This is a genomic window from Streptomyces sp. NPDC052107, assembly GCF_040680215.1.
Lineage (GTDB): Bacteria > Actinomycetota > Actinomycetes > Streptomycetales > Streptomycetaceae > Streptomyces.
On the sequence record NZ_JBFAWG010000054.1, the window covers coordinates 1 to 19,576 of the forward strand.

Below are 19,576 nucleotides of genomic sequence, written 5' to 3' on the forward strand. Positions count from 1 at the left end.
CTGCTTCGCAAGGAGTACGACGCGCACGTCCGCAGGTACCTGTGGGGCGGACACTTCTGGTCCGGCTCCTACTTCGCCGGAAGCTGCGGCGGGGCGCCCCTGACCGTTGTGAAGCAGTACATCGAGAACCACAAGCGCCCCGTGGGCTGAGCTGAACACTGCGGACCCATACTCACGCGCGGGTCAGAGCAGTTCTGAGATGGCCTTCACCCCCGGCGTAAACGCCGGAGCACTGGCCAAGATCAAAGGTAGAAGACCGTCGACCCGGTATGGGCCACGGTCGGCGGGTTCTTCGCCGGCCGCAGCAGGTCCTCGCGGAGCTCCGCGCGCGGGAAGGCGTACAGCGGCACGGGTACGCCGGGCTCCCACACGAGTACGGGGCGGCGGCTGTCGACCACGGTGACATCGCCCTGCCGGCCGCGCACCCAGCGCTCACTGGGCTCCCAGAGAAGGCCTTCCGCAGTGGTGCGCAACGACTGGTCAGTGCTCAGCTTGGTCATGGCCGCATCTCCTTCTCCCCCGACCGCCCCGGGAGGCGGTTCTGGGCGGTGAGTGGCGGCTCCATGCTCGCGCAGACGGGGGTGGCCAGGCCAGGGGGATGGCTCATGGGAGCTGATGCAGGCGCGCGCAGTACGGCGGCGCCGGTCTCGGCTGCCGGCCCGCCAGGGCGATGACCTGGACCGGCTCGTCCAGCCGGAGACTCCGCGTCTTTTGTGGCAGCCCCCGGTGCGCATGCCGGCCCGTCGCGCTGCGCGGGGTGCGGGGCGGCGGTCTCGATCCGGCCCACCGGGCGAAGGGGGACTGTGGTGCGGCGGGTCGGCAGCGCGGCCGGCGTCGGCGGCTGGCGGGCCGAGGGGTCGAGAGAAGGGAATGGGCCGGTTGTGGGGCCGGGAGGGAGTGGAAGGGGCCGGTTGTGGAGCCGGGGGAGGGGACCGGTTGAGCCGGGGGAGGGGACCGGCTGTGGGCCGGTTGCGGGGTCGGGCTATGCATGGGCATGCGTAATGATGCATACTCTTCCTATGTCCAAGGTCCTCACTTCCCTTCCGGTCGGCGAGCGCGTCGGTATCGCCTTCTCCGGCGGTCTCGACACCTCGGTCGCCGTCGCGTGGATGCGCGACAAGGGCGCCGTCCCGTGCACCTACACCGCTGACATCGGCCAGTACGACGAGCCCGACATCGCCTCGGTACCCGGCCGTGCGACGACCTACGGTGCCGAGATCGCGCGCCTGGTCGACTGCCGTGCGGCCCTGGTCGAGGAGGGGCTGGCCGCGCTCACCTGCGGCGCGTTCCACATCCGCTCGGGCGGCCGTGCCTACTTCAACACCACGCCCCTCGGCCGCGCCGTCACCGGCACTCTGCTGGTCCGGGCGATGCTCGAGGACGACGTGCAGATCTGGGGCGACGGCTCCACCTTCAAGGGCAACGACATCGAGCGGTTCTACCGCTACGGCCTGCTCGCCAACCCGCACCTGCGGATCTACAAGCCCTGGCTGGACTCCGACTTCGTGACCGAGCTGGGCGGCCGCAAGGAGATGTCCGAGTGGCTGCTCGCGCACGGGCTGCCGTACCGCGACAGCACGGAGAAGGCGTACTCGACCGACGCCAACGTCTGGGGCGCCACCCACGAGGCGAAGACCCTGGAGCACCTGGACACCGGCATCGAGACCGTCGAGCCGATCATGGGCGTACGGTTCTGGGACCCCTCGGTGGAGATCGCCCCCGAGGACGTGACGATCGGCTTCGACCAGGGCCGCCCGGTGACGATCAACGGCAAGGAGTTCGCCTCGCCGGTCGAGCTGGTCATGGAGGCGAACGCCATCGGCGGCCGGCACGGCCTCGGCATGTCGGACCAGATCGAGAACCGGATCATCGAGGCCAAGAGCCGCGGCATCTACGAGGCCCCCGGCATGGCCCTGCTGCACGCGGCGTACGAGCGCCTCGTCAACGCGATCCACAACGAGGACACCCTCGCCCAGTACCACATCGAGGGCCGCAAGCTCGGCCGCCTCATGTACGAGGGCCGCTGGCTGGACCCGCAGGCGCTGATGATCCGCGAGTCGCTGCAGCGCTGGGTCGGCGCCGCGGTCACCGGCGAGGTGACCCTGCGGCTGCGGCGCGGTGAGGACTACTCGATCCTCGACACCACGGGCCCGGCGTTCAGCTACCACCCGGACAAGCTGTCCATGGAGCGCACCGAGGACTCCGCGTTCGGCCCCTCGGACCGGATCGGCCAGCTCACCATGCGCAACCTCGACATCGCCGACTCCCGTGCCCGCCTGGAGCAGTACGCGGGCCTCGGTATGGTCGGCACCGAGCACCCGGCCCTGATCGGCGCGGCCCAGGCAGCCTCCACCGGCCTGATCGGCGCCATGCCGCAGGGCGGCGCCGAGGCGATCGCCTCCCGCGGCGAGGTCTCGGAGGAGGACGAGGCCCTGGACCGCGCCGCGATGGAGTCCGGCACGGACTGACTCCGCTCACCGGCCGCACATCCTTGGGCAGCGGGCCCCGTCGGTTCACCTCCGACGGGGCCCGCCGTCGTACGCCGGCCGTCCGGGAACCTGACGGCGAGCCGGGGAGTCGCCACGACACGACCGCCTTGCCGGGGTTCGTGGCCAGGCCGCACGGGCAGCGGGGGTCGGAGCGGTGACCTACAGCAGGGACGGGCAGAAGTGCGAACTCGTCACACTCGACTCCGTGCGGCAGGGCGTCGGCGTGGGGACCGCGCTCGTCGATGCCGTGGTGCGGGCGGCGCGTACCGTGAGCCGGCACTCGAACTCCGCCACTCCTGCGTCAATCCCGACAGCGTCTCCTGAGCCTCTCGTACCCTGTGTCCGTGCCGTCCCCGTCCCCCCGTCTGCATCGCGTCGCCGTCCTGGTTCTCGAAGGCGCCAAGCCGCTCGATGTCGGGATCCCCGCGCAGGTGTTCACGACGCGGGCGAGCATGCCGTACGAGGTGCGGGTGTGCGGGGCGGAGCCCGGGCTCGTCGCGGGCGGTGACGGGCTGTCGTATCACGTCGCCCATGGGCTGGACGCACTCGCGTGGGCGGACATCGTCTTCATCCCCGGATACCGGTTTCCGGACCGCGAGGATCCGCCGCGGTCCGTCGTCGACGCGCTGCTCGCCGCCCACGCCCGGGGCACCAGGCTCGCCGCCATTTCGACGGGGGCCTTCGCGCTCGCGGCCACGGGACTGCTCGACGGCAAGCGGGCGACGACACACTGGCATTACACGCGGGCCCTCGCCGCGAAGCATCCGCTGGTCCGGGTCGACGAGAACGTGCTCTTCGTCGACGAGGGCTGCGTGCTCACGTCGGCCGGCGCCGCCTCCGGTATCGATCTGTGCCTGCACATCCTGCGCAAGGACCTCGGGGTCGCCGTGTCCAACCACGCGGCGCGGCGCCTGGTCGCCGCCCCCTACCGCAGCGGAGGCCAGGCCCAGTACGTGCCGCGCAGTGTGCCCGAGCCCCTCGGCGAGCGGTTCGCCGCGACCCGGGAGTGGGCGCTGCACCGCCTCGGCGAGCCCCTCACCCTGACGGTGCTCGCCCGGCACGCCGCGGTCTCGCCCCGCACGTTCTCCCGGCGCTTCGTCGAGGACACCGGATACACGCCCATGCAGTGGGTGATGCGCGCCCGCATCGACCTGGCCCGGGAACTGCTCGAACGTTCCGAGCGCAGCATCGAGCAGATCGCCGCCGACGTCGGCCTCGGCACCGGCACGAATCTGCGGACCCACTTCCAGCAGATCCTCGGCACCACCCCGAGCGAATACCGGCGCACTTTCACCCAGGGCGAATAGCCCTTGGCGCCCCCTGGCGCGATCCTTGCGAACCATGGCGCTCACGACACGGTCATGCGCGGCCGCGGCACGCGACGCTGGTGGGGAACCGAGGGGAACTGAAGGGACACCACTCGTGACTCGCATTGCCATCAACGGATTTGGCCGTATCGGACGGAACGTGCTGCGCGCACTGCTGGAACGCGACAGCGCCCTCGAAGTCGTCGCCGTGAACGACCTCACCGAGCCCGCGACCCTCGCACGGCTGCTGGCCTACGACACCACGGCCGGCCGGCTCGGCCGACCCGTGACCGTCGACGGGGACGCCCTCGTCGTGGACGGCCGTCGTATCACCGTCCTCGCCGAGCGCGAGCCGTCCCAGCTGCCGTGGGCGGACCTCGGTGTGGACATCGTCCTGGAGGCGACCGGCCGCTTCACCTCGGCGAAGGCCGCCCGGGCACACCTCGACGCTGGCGCGAGGAAGGTGCTCGTGAGCGCGCCGTCCGACGGAGCCGACGTCACCCTCGCCTACGGGGTCAACACCGGCGCCTACGACCCGGACCTGCACACGATCGTCTCCAACGCCTCCTGCACCACCAACGCGCTCGCACCGCTGGCCGCCGTGCTGGACGAACTCGCCGGGATCGAGCACGGCTTCATGACGACCGTGCACGCCTACACGCAGGAGCAGAACCTGCAGGACGGCCCCCACCGCGACGCCCGCCGTGCCCGCGCCGCGGCGGTCAACATCGTGCCGACGACGACGGGCGCGGCCAAGGCGATCGGCCTGGTCCTGCCGAACCTCGACGGCAAGCTGTCGGGCGACTCGATCCGCGTGCCCGTTCCGGTGGGCTCGATCGTCGAACTCAACACGACCGTCGCACGTGACGTGACCCGCGACGACGTACTGGCCGCGTACCGCGCCGCGGCACAGGGCCCGCTCGCCGGCGTCCTGGAGTACTCGGACGACCCGCTCGTGTCCTCCGACATCACCGGCAATCCGGCCTCGTCGATCTTCGACTCGGCCCTGACCCGCGTCGACGGCCGGCACATCAAGGTGGTCGCCTGGTACGACAACGAGTGGGGCTTCTCCAACCGCGTGATCGACACGCTCGAACTCCTCGCCGGGCACTGACCGAAGACCGGGAGCGGGCCTGCCGTCCGCTCCCGGTGCCCTGCCTCTCGAGAGAAGGTGCAGGTCAGCGGCTTGGACTGGTGGCAGCACCCTGGGCCGCCGTAGGGAAAGCCCCCCATCCCGTCCGGTGACTGACCGGCTGTTGCGGCCGAACGGGTGCGCACAGACTCGACGGCATGACGATCTCCACTCATGCCTTGGCCGCCGCCGAGGCGTCCTCCGTGCGTGCCCGTACGTCCGGCCCCGAAGCCGGCAGCGACTTCGCCCGGCTGTCCCGGCGTATCGCCGACGCGGGTCTGATGAAGCGGCGCCCCGGCTACTACACGGCACGGCTCACTCTGGTGACCGCGCTGCTGGCGGCGGGCTGGGGCGCCTTCCTCGTACTCGGCGACACCTGGTGGCAGCTGGCGGTGGCCGCCTTCCTGGCCTTCGTGTTCGGTCAAGTCGCCCTGGTCGCTCATGACTTGGCACACCGCCAGGTCTTCCGGCGCGGCCGGCCCAGCCAGACATGGGGCCGGCTCTTCGGAAATCTCGGCATCGGCATGAGTTACGGCTGGTGGATGAACAAGCACACCCGCCACCACGCCAACCCCAACCACGAGGAGCTCGACCCGGACGTCGCCCCGGACATCCTGGTGTGGTCCACCGCCCAGGCTCGCGAAAGCCGTGGCCTCGCGCGTCTCATCGGGGGACACCAGGCGTGGCTGTTCTTCCCCCTGCTGACGCTGGAGGGCTTCAACCTGCACGTCGCGGGCGTGCGGGCGCTGCGCTCGCCCGCCATGAAGCACCGGGTCCTGGAAGGCGGCCTGCTCCTCCTTCACCTCGCGGCCTATGTGTCCGCGCTGTTCCTGGTGCTCCCGCCCGGCAAGGCGGTCGCGTTCCTCTTCGTGCACCAGTGCCTCTTCGGTGTCTACCTCGGCTGCACCTTCGCCCCGAACCACAAGGGCATGCCCACCTTCAGCGGCGACGAACGGCCCGACTTCCTGCGCCGCCAGGTCCTGACCTCCCGCAACGTGCGCGGCGCTCGGCTCACCGATGTAATGCTCGGCGGGCTCAACTACCAGATCGAGCACCACCTGTTCCCGAGCATGCCCACACCCCATCTGCGCCGGGCCCGGGCCATCGTGCGCGAGTACTGCGCGGAGATCGGCGTGCCATACCACGAGACCGGCCTGATCCAGTCCTACCGTGAGGCCCTCACCCATATGCACCGGGTGGGAGAACCCATCAGGCGGCAGCGCGGGGCAAGTTGACGACAGCGCCCCGACGCCTCTCCGCCCGCCTCAGCCCGCGAACAGCATCGCGACCTCCACCACGCCGAGCAGCGCGAGGTAGGTCCAGGCGTAGATGCGGTCCGGGATCCGGGGCGGGCAGCGGCGCAGTACCGCGATGACGGGCAGGGCACCGACGAGCAGCTCCCCGGCGGCGCGGAGGTCGACCAGGCCGACCAGATGCGGGTGTGTGTCCGCGGCGAGCACACCCCTGTCGCCGCCCAGGGCGAGCGCGGTGGCGGGAAGGGCGATGGCGAGGGTGAGGGGATTGGCGAGTGCGGTAGCCATGCGCATGGGGTGTCCGGCGCGGCGTAGTGCGGGGACGGTCATCACGCTGCCGCCCACGCCCAGGAAGGCCGCCACCGCTCCGATCGGAGCGCCGAGGGCGGCGGGCAGCGGACGGGCCACCTCGCGGGACTCCTCGTCCGCTCCCTCGCCGCGCTCTCCCGCCTTGCCGCGCGGTCGCAGGAAGCCGGGGCGCAGGAGCAGATCGACGATGGTCAGAGCGACGTACCCGACAAACCCCCAGTGGGCCTGACCGGGCGGGATGTGGCGGGTGGCGAGCGCACCGCCCGCCGCGCCGGCCGCCAGCAGGAGCAGGAGCGTGCCGCTGCCGCGCAGGGCGGCCAGGACGCGCCGGGGTGTGACGGCCGTGGCGAACGCCGCGTTCACCAGCATCACCAGGGCCGAGGTGGCCGTCGCCACCCGCATGGCGTCCGCGCCGAGGGCCGCGTTCGCCCAGACCACCACCGGGACCGCGACGAAGCCGCCGCCGAACCCGAACAAGACGGTGGTCACCCCGGTCAGGAGGCCGATACCGAGAAGTGCCAAGAAGTCCACGGGGCAACCTCACCAGCCGCGACGATCTTCCCGCATGCGATGCCCGGCACCATTCCTTCGAGATCCGGCCACCTACAGTGGCCGCGTGAAGAACGTCTCCCTGGACGACCTCGACCATGTGGACCGCGCCGTCCTGCCCATCGGCACCGACTACCCGCCCGGCCGGGTCCTCGACTGGCACGCGCACCGGCGCGCGCAGTTCCTCTACGGCGCCACCGGCGTCATGGTCGTCGACACGCCCGAGGGCACCTGGACCGTCCCGCCGGAGCGAGCCGTGCTCATCCCGCCCATCACCCGGCACCGGGTCCGCATGCTGGAGGTGAGCACCCGCAGCCTGTACGTCGAGCCGGATGCCGTGCCCTGGTGGCCCGGCACCTGCACGGTCGTGGACGTTCCGCCCCTGCTGCGCGAACTGCTCCTGGCGGCCGTCGAGTTCGAGGCCGACTACGACCTCTCCGGCCGCGAAGGCTGCGTCGCGGCGCTCTTGCTGCACGAGATCGCCGCGCTCACCCCGCTGCCGTTCCATGTGGCGATCCCCGCCGCTGCCGGCCTCGCGGCGCTCTGCCGTGCGTATCTGGCCGCCCCGGACGCAGGAGCCACCAACGCGGAATGGGCCGCACGGACGGCCATGAGCGAACGGGCCTTCACCCGGCGGTTCCGCGCCGAGACCGGCGAGAGCCCGGCGGTCTGGCGCACCCGCGCGCGCCTGCTCGTCGCGGTGCCGCTGCTGCGTAAGGCGTCGGTCACCGAGGTCTCCGGGCGCCTCGGCTATGCCTCACCCGCCGCGCTGACCGCCGCCTTCACCCGCGCGTTCGGCATGCCCCCCTCCCGCTTCACGACGAGCGGAGCGCTCCGCCTCGAACAGTCCTGACAGGCGGGGCCGTAGCGGGCCCTCGGGGTGGTCGGTCCGCCTCTCCTGCTTCCTCTCCTGCGTCCCGGTCGGAAGGCTGCCTCAGCCCGCCAGATCCTCCTCGATGCCCCGCGCGGCAGCGCGCAGCATCGCCACCAGCTCCTGCAGCCGACCGGAGTCGTACCGGGCACCCGGCATGGACACCGACACCCCCGCCGGCACACCCCCCTCAGGGCCCCGCACCGGCACCCCGACCGCGACGAGACCCCGCTCGGAGCGGTTCTGGTTCACCGCGAACCCGGAGCGCCGGACCCGTGCCAGATCCTTCCGCAGTGCCACCTGGTCGGGACGCTCTCCCGGCCGGTCGCGATAGCGCTCGGCGGCGTACAGCGCCGTCAGCTCCTCCTCGTCCAGCTCGGCGAGCAGCAGCAGCCCGGCCGTCGTCCGGTGGGCCGGGAACACCATGCCCTCGCGGGAGCTCACCCGCAGCGCCTGCTCGCACTCGACGCTGACGATGAACCGGGCCGTGTCCCCGGTGCGGATCGTGAGATTCGCCGTCTCGTCCAGCGTGTCGACCAGCCGGCGCAGATGCGGCAGCGCGGCGGCGCGCAGCCGTGACACCAGTGACTGGGAGTGCGCGGCGAGTTCCAGGACGGGGCCGGCCCGGTAGACACGGTCGTCGTCCTGCACGGCGAAGTCCCGGTACACGAGCATCGCCAGCAGCCGGTGCGCGGTCGACCGGGCCACACCGAGGCGCTCGGCGACCTGCGAGACGGTCAGCCCGCCCTCCAGCTGGAGCATCGACGCAGCCCGCAGGGCGTGGTCCACGCTGGCGATGGCGTACGCCGGGGGGTTCTTCAGCGGCTTGTCCACGGCGCCCTCACCTCTCCCTACCGCAAGGGTTCTGCTCTCCAGAATCTACCTGCCCTCATGGTGAACACGAAGCCCCACCCCTGGGTGATCAACGACCGTACGGCGCTCAGCTCCACGGCGTGACCAGCCCCGCCTCGTACGCGGTGATCACGAGCTGCACCCGGTCCCTGGCATCGAGTTTGGTGAGCAGCCGGGAGACATGTGACTTGGCGGTGGCCACCGTGATGAAGAGGTCCTGCGCGATCTCCGTGTTGGACCGCCCGCGTCCGACCAGGGTCAGCACTTCCCGTTCCCGCTCGGTGATGCCGTCGAGCGGTCGGGTGGAGTGCCGCGGAGCGGCCGTCCGGCGTTCGACGAAGTCCGCGATCAGACGGCGCGTCACAGTGGGCGCGATCAGTGCGTCGCCGGCGGCGACCACGCGGATCGCGCCGAGGATGTCGTCCAGCGCCATGTCCTTGACGGCGAAGCCACTGGCCCCGGCCCGGAGCGCGCCGTAGACATGGTCGTCCTCGTCGAACGTGGTGAGGATCAGCACGCGGGTCGACATGTGCCCGTCCGTGATCCGGCGTGTGGCCTCGATGCCGTCCATGCCGGGCATCCGGATGTCCATGACCACCACGTCGGGGCCGGTCTCCCGGACCCGCTGGACGGCCTCCTCGCCGGTGGCGGCCTCGCCGACGACCTCCAGGTCGGGGTGGTCGGCCATGAGGACCCGCAGTCCGGACCGCACCAGCTCCTGGTCGTCGGCGAGGACGATCCGGACGCTCATCGGGTCTCCACCGCGACGCCGGCGGGCTCGGGCAGCGGCAGCCGGGCCACCACCCGGAAGCCGCCCTCGGGACGCGGGCCGGCACTGAACCGGCCGTGCAGCAGGGCGACCCGCTCCCGCATGCCGACGATGCCGAAGCCATGGCCCGAGCCCTCCCCGGGGACACCGCGCCCGTCGTCGACGACCTCCACGGCCAGTTCCTCGTCCCCGTAGTCGAGGGCGACCGTGCAGCGCCCGGTGCCCGCATGGCGGACCACGTTGGTCAGCGCCTCCTGCACGATACGGTAGGCCGACAGATCGACGTCCGCCGGCAGCGGCCGCCGCTCCCCGCTCACGCGCACCTCGACGCGTATCCCGGCCTCCGCCGTCGCCGCCGCGAGTCCATCGACGTCCGCCAGACCCGGCGAGGGAGCAAGTGGCGCTCGTCCTGCCGTAGTTGTGTCCGGCTCGGCCTGACGCAGCGCCACCAGGGTGCGGCGCAGGCCGGACAGAGTCTGTCTGCTGGTGCTCTCGATGGCCCGCAGGGCGTCACGGGCCGCATCGGGTTGTGTGTGGATGACTCGGCTGCCCACCCCCGCCTGGATCGCGATGATGCCGACGGAGTGAGCGATCACGTCGTGCAACTCCCGTGCGATCCGCAGCCGTTCGGCGGTGACCGCCTCGGCCACCTCCTGCGCGCGCAGCGCCACCGCGTGCTCACGGCGCTCGCGGCTCAACAGCCCGAGCATGTACGCCGCGGCCATCGCCAGAAGGCCGATCACACCGTCGACGACCAGGAACTCCGGGCCGTGTGAGAACAACCCGATCGTCATCGACTGCACGCCGAAAGCCAGAGATACGGCGAAGACGGAGACCCGGCGCCTGCAGGTGGCGACGATGTACCCGAGGACGAGGTCCGCCGCCAGGTACGACAGGAACTGGCCCTGGTAGAACAGGGTCAGGCTCGCCCGGGTGGTGCGGGGAGGGACGACCACCACGGCGGTGGCTGCGAAAAGCGCCAGCACCAGGGTTGTCAGCGGCCTGCGACGCAGCACCCCGACGAGCAGGGTCACCGCCGGCAGCGACCCGACGGCGACCAGAGGGCCCGAGTCCGTCGGTGCGCCCGACACCAGGACCAGCAGCAGGAGGACGTACAGAAAGCCCCCCACCCAGGCCGTGAGCGCCGCTCGCGTCATCGCCGTTCGGTCGTTCCGGCGATTGCGTCGCGCTGCGAAGGACGCGAGGGCAGCCCGGTGGTCGGTGGTGGTCATGGCGCGAGACTAACCAGCCGCCCCCGGCCGCGGCATCGGCCCAGGGACGTACACCCGTGGGCCAGTCCGCCACGTGCGTTTGCCGCCCACGGCCTCATGCCCGCACGGGCTCCGCCCTGCACCGTTGTCGCCGTGATCGAAGTCAACGAACTCACCAAGCGCTACGGCGACAAGACGGCCGTGGAGCGCCTGACCTTCACCGTGCGGCCGGGACAGGTCACCGGTTTCCTCGGTCCCAACGGAGCCGGCAAGACCACCACGCTGAGGATGATCCTCGGCCTCGACAGGCCCACCGGCGGCTCCGCCACGGTGGGCAAGGCCGACTTCCGCAGCCATCCGCGTGGCCTGCGGCACGTCGGTGCCCTCCTGGACGCCGGCCAGGTGCACGGCGGACGCAGCGCGGCGGCCCACCTGTCCGCACTGGCCCGCAGCAACGGCATCCCGCTGCGGCGGGTCGAGGAGGTGCTGCAGGAGGTCGGGTTGGCCGAGGCCGCGAGGCGGCGTATCGGCGGCTTCTCGCTCGGTATGAAGCAACGGCTCGGCATCGCCGCCGCCTTGCTCGGCGATCCGCCGGTGCTGATGTTCGACGAGCCGATCAACGGCATGGACCCGGAAGGCGTTCTCTGGGTACGGCGCCTCTTCCGCCGTCTGGCAGCCGAGGGGCGCACGGTCTTCCTCTCCAGCCACCTGATGTCGGAGATGGAGAACACCGCCGACCAACTCGTCGTCATCGGCCGGGGCCGGCTGATCGCCGCCGAGTCGGTCGAGGACTTCGCGGCCCGCGGCACGCGCCGCAGCGTCGTGGTGGCAAGCCCTGAGGCCACGGGGTTGGCGGCGGTACTGACCGCAGCCGGCGCATCGGTCGAGCCGCAGGGTCCGCAGGGTCCGGCGGGCGCCGGGCGACTCGCCGTGACCGGGTTGCCGGCGGACCGGATCGGAGCGCTCGCCCTGGCGCACCGGATCCCGCTGAACGAGCTGACCACGCGCACAGCCTCACTGGAGGAGGCGTTCATGGAACTCACCGCCGACAGCGTCGAATACCTGGCAGGACACTCCCGATGACCACACTCACCATCCCCTCGCGCGTCCGCTTCGGTGACCTGGTCGCCGCCGAGTGGATCAAAACGCGGTCGCTGCGCTCCACTTGGTGGACGATCGCACTCACGGCCCTGTTCGTGATCGGTTCCGCCGCCGTGGCGGCACTCGCCGACTGCCGCAATCTGGCGGCCGCCGGTACGACCGTGCGTCGCCCCGCCGGCTTCCTGCCCTTCGACGCCTATCCGCAGCCCGGCTACATGACGCTGATGCTCGTCGCCGGGAGCGTCGGCGCCATCACGATCGTGAGCGAGTACAGCAGCGGCCTGATCCGCACCACCACCATGGCCGTCCCCGCCCGCAGCTCGGTGGTCCTGGCCAAGGCGACCGTGACCGCCGCCCTGTGGACCGCCGTCGGTACGGTCGTCTCCACCGGTTCCTTCCTCGTCTCCCAGGCCATCCTGAACGAACGGCACGCCGGGGCCTCCATCACACACCCCGGAGTGCCGCGGGCGCTCGTGGCCTCCGCGCTGCTGGCCCCCGTGTGCGCACTGGTCGGGCTCGGCCTGGGCGTACTGATCCGGCACAGCGCCGCCACCATGGCGACCTGCGCCTTCACGCTGCTGATGCTGCCCACCGTCTTCTCGCAGAGCAAGCGGTGGTCCGCCGGCGTCAACCACACCATGGTCGTCACCGCCTGGCGGCGCCTGGTCCAGAACTGGGAACCGGAACCCGGCTCCCGCATGTTCAGCGCCACGGTCCCCGGTTCCTGGACGGTGTACGCGCTGTGGCCCCTGATCGCGGTCGTCGTCGCCGTGCTGGTCGTCAGGAAGCGGGACGTCTGACCTGACGAGGCACCGGCCGGCCTCGTCGGCGAGCGTGGACCGGGCTCGGAAAACCGGAGGAAGGGGACGTTGTCAGTGGCACGGGCTCGCAGAACCGGAGGACGGGGACGCCGTCGATGTGTCGTGCGGTGAGAGCCCCGCGCCTGGACCCGTCGCGGCGCACCGTTCGCCGCGGGAATGCCTGCGATGCCGGCGTGGTTTGCCCGATCGCGTCCGAGCCGCCTCGCTTGGCCGGCGGGCGGCAGGGTGACAGCCCCGGGAATGCCGGAGCGTCCCGGATGGTTACACACATTGCTGACATGATCGGGTCAATCCCGGGATGTGGGTGAAGGGAGATTCCATGGCACGCAGCACCGTGCGTCCCGTCGTCAGGCTGAAGTCGACGGCGGGCACCGGCGTCACCTATGTGACGCGCAAGAACCGTCTGAGCGATCCCGACCGGCTCGTTCTGCGCAAGTACGACCCGGTCGCCGGCCGGCACGTCACCTTCCGCGAGGAACGCTGAGGCACGCCGCCGCCCGCTCGGGCGGCGGCCACAGAGAGGCACACCCATGAGGTCAGGCATCCATCCCGAATCCCGGCTCGTCGTCTTCCGCGACCGGGCCGCCGACACCCTCTTCCTGATGCGTTCGACCGCCACCGCGTCGAAGACCGTCGTCTGGGAAGACGGCGCCACCTATCCGCTGATCGACGTGGAGATCTCGTCGGCCAGCCACCCCTTCTACACCGGCACCGCGCGGGTCGTCGACACCGCCGGCCGCGTCGAACGCTTCCAGCGCCGCTACGGCCGTCCTGCCACGACCCGCGGCTGACCGCACCGCCGTGTGCTCCCGAGCACGAGGAGAACCCAGTCATGAAGGTACGCAAGTCCCTGCGCTCACTGAAGTCCAAGCCCGGTGCCCAGCTGGTGCGCCGCCGCGGGGTGGTCTTCGTCGTGAACAAGAAGAACCCGCGCTTCAAGGCGCGCCAGGGCTGACCGGCCGCGCGGAGAAGAGCGGACAGGACACGGCCCGGTCCTGCCCCGCGCAGGGCCGGGCCCGGCCGGTGGGGTTCGACATGTCTTCGCCGGCTCAGCCCACCTCCTGCGCGTAACGCGGGGCCGCGGACGGATGCGATCCCGTACAGCGCCCCGTGCGGCGGGTCCCGCACGATCTGAACCAGCTTCTCCGCCGCCCACTTCCGCAGGCTGTCCCGCTGTGTGTCCGCCTCGGCGATGACCGTGCGCAGCCGCAGCTCCAGTAGCCCGGTCAGGTACCGCGACGGGGACTCGCCGCAGTCCAGTGCATCCAGAGCCGGCCTGGTCTCGCGGTACTTGGCCAGCCCGCTCTCGTCGGCCGGCCTCCGCATCTGCTTTCGCGCCGCCTCGGTCACGCGTTCTCGCGGCAGGGCGACGACCAGCGCGCCGAGTTCCTGCGTCCCGACCAGACGGACCCGCAGGAACCGGTCCCGTCCTGGATGCGGACGGGTTCAGCGGCGGCAGTTCCGATCCGCCCCGGGAAGGGGATCGTCGGCGCTGCCCCAGCCCGGCCGGGGGCATGTGCGCGGATTCCCGGATCAGCCGGCCGCTGAACGTCACCGCCCCGGCGGAGGTGCCGTGTTCCAGCCGATCCGCCACATCCGCGAGATAGGCGCCCAGCGAGTCGGCCTGACCGAAGTCGGTCCCGGTCTAGTCGAAGAACCGTCCGATCGCGCCGAAGGAGTCACGTCCCCGGGGCGACAGTCGACGGTCAGACCGTCGGCGGTCACCTCGTACGAACCGATCTTGAGGTACCCGTGGTGCCGGTAGGAGTCGGCCGCCTCGTCGTCCAGGTCGGCGGCTATGACCCGCGTGCCGGCGCTCATGTCGCAGATGTCGCGCACGCCGAGCATCCGGTCGGGCGACGGGGAGCGGACACCTCCGCGCCGCCGCGCGCCCCGTTGTGCCGGCACAGCGACGCGACCAGGTCCGGATGGAACGTGAGGCCCAGTTCCGTCTCCGCCGCCCGTATCTGCGCGGCGCCCTCGGGCCTGTGGCGCCCGGCCATGGCATCCGGCATCTGCGTGGGCTACAGCGACAAGGCGCCACCGTGTCCCGGCTCGCCCCCGATTCTGGATGATCTCTTACCGCGGTCTTCACGGCCGCGGACGGTCCGCTGCATACGGTTGCCGTCGTGGGTGGCTGTCGGGGGTGACGGCCTTCGATCAGGTCCCTGGGGGAACGGATGACGGCTGGTCGCCGTGCCGTGCTGGCCGTCATGGCGGGAGGACTGCTCGCCGGTTGCGCGGGCCCGAAGAACGGCGGCGGCGCCTCCGCGGCCGCCGTCTCCGGTTCGCCGGCGACAGGTGCGGGCACGGCAGCACCTGCCACCCCCGGTGCCGGCCCCTCGACCACGGCCTCCACCCGGCCTCCCGTCACCCGCGCGGAGATCGTGGCCCGCTACGGGCGCAGCGTGCCGCACACCTGGGGCTTCGACGCCCCGGGCGTCGTGCACTCCATACCGCACACGACACGCGACATCGCGCTGACCTTCGACGCATGCGGCGGCCCGGGCGGCAGCGGCTATGACCGGGCGCTCATCGACTTTCTCCGCGCACGGCACATCCCGGCGACGCTGTTCATCAATTCCCGCTGGATCGGCGCCAACCCGGCGGAGTTCCACCGCCTGGCCGGCGACCCGCTGTTCGAGATCGCCAACCACGGCACCCGGCACCGCCCGCTGTCCGTCACCGGCCGCTCCGCGTACGGCATTCCCGGTACCCGTGGCGCCGGCGAGGTGTACGACGAGATCGCCGGGAACCGGGCCAAGCTGACGCGCCTGCTGGGTGCCCCGCCGCGCTTCTTCCGGTCCGGCACGGCGTACTGCGACGATGTCGCGGCCCGCATCGTCACCGACCTCGGGGAGCGCTTCGTCAGCTTCTCCGTCAACGGTGACGGTGGCGCCACCTTCACCGCCGAGCAGGTGCACGCCACCGTCGCCTCGGCCCGGGCCGGTTCCATCGTCCTGTGCCACATGAACCACCCCGAGGGCGGTACCGCGCGAGGCATCGCAAGCGCCGTCCCGCACCTGCTGGGCACCGGCCACCGCTTCGTCCGCCTCTCGGACGCCCTGCATGGGACTTGATGTGACACGGAGCGGGCCGGCGGTGGCGTACCGAACGTGACCGGTCATCGCGCACGGTGACCGCACACGCGGACATCGCACCCCACGGCGGCCGCGTGCACTCCGCTGCCGCTCACAGGCTTTGCCGCCCGTGTCGCACCACTCGTCACGGCGGCCACGTCGGATCACAATGTGTCCCACAGGCAGACCGGCCACCAGGAGGCGTCATGAGCACATCAGCCGAGCCGAGGGTGTCCGGCCTCGAGGTCCGGTCCATCGACTACGTCCCGCTGGACGAGCGGCACGGCAAGCTCTGGCATCTGGGCCCGCTGTGGTTCATGTCCAACGCCCAGATCGCGACCCTGGCCGTGGGACTCATCAGCATCACCGAGGGTGGCAACCTGATCTGGTCCCTGCTGGCCATCGTCGCCGGCACCGTCATCGGCACCTTCTTCATGGCCTTCCACTCGGCACAGGGACCCCAGCTGGGCCTGCCGCAGATGATCCAGTCGCGCCCCCAGTTCGGTTACGTCGGCGCCCTCCTGGTGTGGCTCTTCGCGTATGTGCAGTACGCGGGCTTCAACGTCTTCAACAGCATCCTCGCCGCCGACTCCCTGCACACCACCCTGCACGGCAGCGTCAAACTGTGGGTGGTCGTGGTCACCGTGGTCGCCCTCGTCATCGCGCTGGTGGGCTACGACATCATCCACAAGGCCGAGCGGATCCTCACGTACACCTTCCTGATCGTCTTCGGGATCTTCACCGTCGGCGTCCTCGTCACCCTGCACTATCCGGCGGGCTCCTTCGACCTCGGCGCCTTCAAATGGACACCGTTCCTCGCGCAGTTCGGCGTGGTCGCCGGCTACCAGATCAGCTGGGCCATCTACGTCTCCGACTACTCGCGCTATCTCCCGCCGGACGTGACGGTCCGCAAGACCTTCTACTGGACGTACTTCGGCTCGGCGCTCGGCGGCATCTGGCTGATGGTGCTCGGCACGCTGCTCGCCGCCTGGGCCGGCAAGAACTTCGAGACGATCAAGTCGATCAACGCGGCCGGCGACAAGGTGTTCGACGGCTTCGGCGCGATCGTGCTGCTCTTCGCCGCCCTGGGCCTGGTGTCCGTCACCGCGCTGAACATGTACGGCGGTTCGCTGACCCTCATCAGCGGCATCGACTCGTTCAAGCGGGTACGACCGACCCTGGGCGTACGCCTGCTGACCATCGGACTGACCGCGGCTCTCTCCCTGGTCGGCGCACTGGCCGCGACCTCCAACTTCCTTGAGAACTTCAACAACTTCCTGCTGCTGGTGCTCTACCTGTTCATCCCGTGGACCGCGGTGAACCTCATGGACTACTACGTCGTGCGCCGCGGACACTACGCCATCGCGGAGATCTTCAACCCGCACGGCATCTACGGCCGTTGGGGCTGGCACGGCATCATCTCCTACCTGGTCGGCTTCGCCGCCATGATCCCGTTCTTCTCCGTGGGCACCCTGTACGTGGGTCCCGCCGCCGAGGCGCTGGGCGGAGCCGACATCTCGCTGTTCATCGGCCTTCCCGTCGCCGCGCTGCTGTACTGGTGGCTGACCCGCTCGATCGACGTGGCCGCCGAGACGCGCATCGCCCTGGCCGAGGCGGAGGCGCTGGAGCAGGCGGCCCACGAGCACCGCGAGCCCTGAACCACGCCGGGGTTCTAGGACTGGGGGGAGTGCTGGGCGACCGCGTGCCCGAGGGCGTCCCGGCAGGCGAGGATCGCGGGATGCCTGCTGCTGCCGCGCCGTACGACGGTGAAGATGCGGCGACTGCCTCGGCCGCGGGGGAGTTGCCGCAGGGGCACGGTCGGCGGCCGGCCGTCCCAGACGAGGGCCGGCAGGAAAGCGGCGGCGTGTCCCTGCTCGACGAGGCGGAGGTGGAGCAGGAGGTCGGTGGCCTCGAACCGTACATCGGGTTCGAAGCCGGCGCTGCGGCACAGGGTCACGGCCCAGTGCCGGGCGGTCGTGCCCTCGGGCTCCATCACCCAGGGATGGCTCTGGAGGGAGCGCAGCACCGCCAACGAGCCCCTGGTGTCCGGTGTTTCGGTGGGTCCGGGCAGCGCGAGGTGGAGGGCGTCGGCGAGCAGGTCCTCCTGCTCAAGCTCGGCGGGCCGTGGATTGGGGTTGCCGGGGTATTCCTCGGCGAGGACCAGGTCGAAGTCACGGGCCTGCAGGGCGGGAAGCGCCTTCTCGGGTTCCATGTGGGTGACGTGGACGCGCAGGCGGGGATGCCGCTCGCGCAGCAGGCCCAGGGCGGTCGGCACCAGGGCGAGGGCCGCGGTCTGGAACGAGGCGATGCGCAGGGTGCCCGTCAGCTCGGACAGCGAGGCGGCGATGTCCGCCTCCGCGCGCTCCAGGCGCTCCAGGACCGCTTCGGCGTGGGCGACGAGGATCTCGGCCTGCTCGGTCAGCCGCACGCGCCGCCCCACCGGTTCCAGCAGCGGTACGCCGACGTCGGCCTCCAGCTGGGAGAGCTGCTGGGAGACGGAGGAGGGCGCGTACGACAGCGCGGCGGCGACGGCGGCCAGCGTGCCGCGGTGCTTCAGCTCGCGCAGGAGGCGCAGCCGGTGCAGGTCGAACATCGCCGGCTCACCCTCCTGGCCACCGTCGAGATCTGCGAACCACTCGGTTTCTCCGACGACTATAGGTCGGAAACATTCGCTGGACCGATCGTAGGGCGGCATCGGACCCTGTTCACGTGCCCGAGAACGCTTCCTCCCTCCCGGCGCTGCGGTGGACCGTGCGTCCTGGTGTCCGCACCTGGCGATGCGCGCCGGCACCCGCCGAGGTGCGGGACTTCCACGCCGCGCTGCCCGGCTACGCGCCCACGCCGTTGACCGAACTTCCCCCGCTCGCAGCAGAGTTGGGGGTCGGCAGGGTCTTCGTGAAGGACGAGTCGTGCCGTCTGGGCCTGCCCGCGTTCAAGGCGCTCGGTGCCTCGTGGGCGGTCCACCGCGTGCTCGCGGAGCGGACGGCCGCCGGCTCGGGGCCGGGCCCGGTCACCCTGGTGACGGCCACCGACGGCAACCACGGCCGCGCGGTCGCCCGCACCGCCCGCTTGCACGGGCAGCACGCCCACGTCTTCGTGCCGCGCGGAGTGCATCCGCGGGCCGTCGCGGCGATCGCCGGCGAGGGAGCGGAGGTCACCGAGGTCGCGGGACCGTACGACGAGGCGGTGCGCCGTGCGGCCGAGGCTGCCGTCACGCCGGACGCGATCCTCGTCCAGGACAGCGCGTGGCCGGGCCACGAACGGATCCCTGGGTGGATCGTCGAGGGCTACTCGACCCTCTGCGCCGAGATCGACGAGCAGTTGGCGGCCCGGGGCGTGCGAGAGGGGCCCGACCTCGTCTCCGTACCGGTGGGTGTGGGCTCACTGGCGCAAGCCGTGGTCACCCACTACCGCAGCCCCGACCGGGGACGCGCCCCGGCGCTGCTGTCGGTCGAGCCTGAGGCCGCGGCCTGTGTCCTCGCGAGCCTCGTCCAGGGCGAGGCCGTCAGCGTCGCCACCGGCGAGACCGCCATGGCCGGGCTGAACTGCGGTACCCCGTCGAGCCTCGCCTGGCCTTACCTGTACGGCGGGCTGGACGCCGCCGTCGCCGTCCCCGACTCCGCCGGCGCCCGCGCGGTCGCACGCCTCGCGGCCCTCGGGGTCTCCTCGGGCCCTTGCGGGGCGGCCGCGCTCGCCGGTCTCCACGCCGCGCTGACCGGCGCCGGCGCGGACGAGCGCCGTACGGCACTGGGGCTCGACGCGACCTCGGTGGTCGTACTGCTGAGCACCGAGGGCACGGCCGCCAATCCCCACCGCACCGCTGAGTGAGCGA

General features: G+C 71.3%; 20 protein-coding genes and 1 pseudogene. 14 read left to right on the forward strand and 7 right to left on the reverse strand.

Features of this window, described 5'->3' with window-relative positions:
- Window positions 1-150, forward strand: a 150-nt coding sequence (locus AB0M27_RS34505; RefSeq protein WP_365727806.1) for a transposase, incomplete at its 5' end; no start/stop codon positions are given.
- 98 nt (window positions 151-248) lie between these two features.
- Here AB0M27_RS34505 and AB0M27_RS34510 read toward each other — a convergent pair.
- Window positions 249-500: pseudogene (locus tag AB0M27_RS34510) on the reverse strand (hypothetical protein); the annotation flags it as partial.
- Window positions 501-1,019: 519 nt separating this feature from the next.
- Between AB0M27_RS34510 and argG the strand changes: the two are divergent.
- The 4 genes from argG (at window position 1,020) to AB0M27_RS34530 (ending at window position 6,163) form a co-directional block, all read left to right on the forward strand.
- Window positions 1,020-2,468 (forward strand): argininosuccinate synthase, encoded by a 1,449-nt coding sequence (gene argG, locus AB0M27_RS34515; protein ID WP_365727711.1) that lies wholly within the window; start codon window positions 1,020-1,022, stop codon window positions 2,466-2,468.
- A 359-nt stretch (window positions 2,469-2,827) separates the two neighbouring features.
- Complete coding sequence (locus tag AB0M27_RS34520) at window positions 2,828-3,796, forward strand: helix-turn-helix domain-containing protein (protein WP_365727713.1); 969 nt, start codon at window positions 2,828-2,830, stop codon at window positions 3,794-3,796.
- 115 nt (window positions 3,797-3,911) lie between these two features.
- Window positions 3,912-4,910, forward strand: coding sequence for a type I glyceraldehyde-3-phosphate dehydrogenase (gene gap / locus AB0M27_RS34525; RefSeq protein WP_365727715.1), 999 nt, complete (start codon window positions 3,912-3,914; stop codon window positions 4,908-4,910).
- 176 nt (window positions 4,911-5,086) lie between these two features.
- Window positions 5,087-6,163: an acyl-CoA desaturase gene (locus tag AB0M27_RS34530; protein ID WP_365727717.1), complete on the forward strand. Its 1,077-nt coding sequence runs from the start codon at window positions 5,087-5,089 to the stop codon at window positions 6,161-6,163.
- Between the two features lie 30 nt (window positions 6,164-6,193).
- Here the strand turns inward: AB0M27_RS34530 and AB0M27_RS34535 are convergent, their stop codons facing one another.
- Window positions 6,194-7,021 (reverse strand): sulfite exporter TauE/SafE family protein, encoded by an 828-nt coding sequence (locus tag AB0M27_RS34535; protein ID WP_365727719.1) that lies wholly within the window; start codon window positions 7,019-7,021, stop codon window positions 6,194-6,196.
- 85 nt (window positions 7,022-7,106) lie between these two features.
- On the opposite strand from AB0M27_RS34535, the gene AB0M27_RS34540 reads away from it, so the two are divergent.
- Entirely contained in the window at window positions 7,107-7,892 is a 786-nt protein-coding gene (locus AB0M27_RS34540; RefSeq protein ID WP_365727722.1) for a helix-turn-helix transcriptional regulator, read from the forward strand.
- 81 nt (window positions 7,893-7,973) lie between these two features.
- Here AB0M27_RS34540 and AB0M27_RS34545 read toward each other — a convergent pair whose 3' ends face one another.
- The 3 genes from AB0M27_RS34545 to AB0M27_RS34555 form a co-directional block, all read right to left on the reverse strand.
- Window positions 7,974-8,744, reverse strand: coding sequence for an IclR family transcriptional regulator (locus AB0M27_RS34545; protein ID WP_365727724.1), 771 nt, complete (start codon window positions 8,742-8,744; stop codon window positions 7,974-7,976).
- A 106-nt stretch (window positions 8,745-8,850) separates the two neighbouring features.
- The gene (locus AB0M27_RS34550; protein WP_365727725.1) at window positions 8,851-9,513 is read right to left on the reverse strand and encodes a response regulator transcription factor; all 663 of its coding nucleotides are present in this window, start codon (window positions 9,511-9,513) and stop codon (window positions 8,851-8,853) included.
- The gene (locus AB0M27_RS34555) at window positions 9,510-10,763 is read right to left on the reverse strand and encodes a sensor histidine kinase (protein ID WP_365727727.1); all 1,254 of its coding nucleotides are present in this window, start codon (window positions 10,761-10,763) and stop codon (window positions 9,510-9,512) included. The genes AB0M27_RS34550 and AB0M27_RS34555 overlap by 4 nt, the downstream gene beginning before the upstream one ends.
- Window positions 10,764-10,895: 132 nt before the next feature.
- Between AB0M27_RS34555 and AB0M27_RS34560 the strand changes: the two genes are divergently transcribed.
- From AB0M27_RS34560 to ykgO, 5 genes are all read left to right on the forward strand, one after another.
- Entirely contained in the window at window positions 10,896-11,825 is a 930-nt protein-coding gene (locus AB0M27_RS34560; RefSeq protein WP_365727729.1) for an ATP-binding cassette domain-containing protein, read from the forward strand.
- On the forward strand, window positions 11,822-12,643 hold the full coding sequence (locus AB0M27_RS34565; RefSeq protein WP_365727730.1) for an ABC transporter permease: 822 nt from the start codon (window positions 11,822-11,824) through the stop codon (window positions 12,641-12,643). Before AB0M27_RS34560 ends, AB0M27_RS34565 begins: the two co-directional genes overlap by 4 nt.
- 340 nt (window positions 12,644-12,983) lie before the next feature.
- Entirely contained in the window at window positions 12,984-13,148 is a 165-nt protein-coding gene (gene rpmG, locus AB0M27_RS34570; protein WP_153537563.1) for a 50S ribosomal protein L33, read from the forward strand.
- 46 nt (window positions 13,149-13,194) lie between these two features.
- A complete protein-coding gene (locus AB0M27_RS34575; RefSeq protein WP_365727737.1) occupies window positions 13,195-13,455 on the forward strand; it encodes a type B 50S ribosomal protein L31 in 261 nt (86 codons plus the stop codon).
- Window positions 13,456-13,496: 41 nt separating this feature from the next.
- Entirely contained in the window at window positions 13,497-13,619 is a 123-nt protein-coding gene (gene ykgO, locus AB0M27_RS34580) for a type B 50S ribosomal protein L36 (protein ID WP_153537567.1), read from the forward strand.
- A 596-nt stretch (window positions 13,620-14,215) separates the two neighbouring features.
- Here ykgO and AB0M27_RS34585 read toward each other — a convergent pair.
- Window positions 14,216-14,485, reverse strand: a complete 270-nt coding sequence (locus tag AB0M27_RS34585) for a hypothetical protein (RefSeq protein ID WP_365727739.1) — start codon at window positions 14,483-14,485, stop codon at window positions 14,216-14,218.
- Window positions 14,486-14,844: 359 nt separating this feature from the next.
- On the opposite strand from AB0M27_RS34585, the gene AB0M27_RS34590 reads away from it, so the two are divergent.
- The gene (locus tag AB0M27_RS34590; RefSeq protein ID WP_365727741.1) at window positions 14,845-15,744 is read left to right on the forward strand and encodes a polysaccharide deacetylase family protein; all 900 of its coding nucleotides are present in this window, start codon (window positions 14,845-14,847) and stop codon (window positions 15,742-15,744) included.
- Window positions 15,745-15,950: 206 nt separating this feature from the next.
- A complete protein-coding gene (locus AB0M27_RS34595) occupies window positions 15,951-17,402 on the forward strand; it encodes a cytosine permease (protein ID WP_365727743.1) in 1,452 nt (483 codons plus the stop codon).
- Window positions 17,403-17,416: 14 nt separating this feature from the next.
- Here AB0M27_RS34595 and AB0M27_RS34600 read toward each other — a convergent pair whose 3' ends face one another.
- Window positions 17,417-18,337: a LysR substrate-binding domain-containing protein gene (locus AB0M27_RS34600; RefSeq protein WP_365727745.1), complete on the reverse strand. Its 921-nt coding sequence runs from the start codon at window positions 18,335-18,337 to the stop codon at window positions 17,417-17,419.
- Window positions 18,338-18,453: 116 nt separating this feature from the next.
- Between AB0M27_RS34600 and AB0M27_RS34605 the strand changes: the two genes are divergently transcribed.
- A complete protein-coding gene (locus AB0M27_RS34605) occupies window positions 18,454-19,572 on the forward strand; it encodes a diaminopropionate ammonia-lyase (RefSeq protein ID WP_365727747.1) in 1,119 nt (372 codons plus the stop codon).
- Window positions 19,573-19,576: the final 4 nt, after the last annotated feature.